General features: G+C 80.0%; 1 protein-coding gene. It reads left to right on the forward strand.

Going from position 1 to position 525, the window contains the following annotated elements; genetic code table 11:
• Window positions 1–525, forward strand: a 525-nt coding sequence (locus CCN56_RS41215) for an S-adenosylmethionine:tRNA ribosyltransferase-isomerase (protein WP_143664859.1), incomplete at both ends; no start/stop codon positions are given.

Here is a 525-nt window from a genome sequence, read left to right on the forward strand (position 1 = left end):
GCCCGGAGGGGCGCGGCTCGTGCTCGCGGGCCCGCTGGTGCCCGGGGGCGGGCGGCTGTGGTGGGCGCGGGTGAGCGTGGACGTGCCGGGGCTGCTCGGGCGGTACGGGCGGCCCATCCGGTACGGGTACACGGAGCGGGACCAGCCCCTGTCGGCGTACCGGACGCTCTTCGCGCGTCCCTCCCCCGACGGGTCGGGCTCGGCGGAGATGCCGAGCGCGGGGCGGCCCTTCACGGCCCGTCTCGTGGCGGAGCTGGTCGACCGGGGCGTACGGATCGCTCCACTCTCCCTTCATGCGGGCGTGGCGTCGGCGGAGGCGCACGAGCCGCCGTACCCGGAGCGCTTCGAGGTCCCGGCGGCGACGGCGGCCCTGGTGAACGCGGCGCGGGCCGGAGGCGGCCGGGTGATCGCGGTGGGGACGACGGTGGTGCGGGCGCTGGAGTCGGCCGCGGTCGGACCGGCCCTGCGGACGGAGCCCGGCCCGGCGGGCAGCCGCCCGGGGGGTGCGCCGGGCCGGGCTCCGTC

Source organism: Streptomyces sp. NRRL B-24572, from assembly GCF_002156145.1.
In the GTDB taxonomy this organism is placed as follows: Bacteria; Actinomycetota; Actinomycetes; order Streptomycetales; family Streptomycetaceae; genus Streptomyces; species Streptomyces vietnamensis.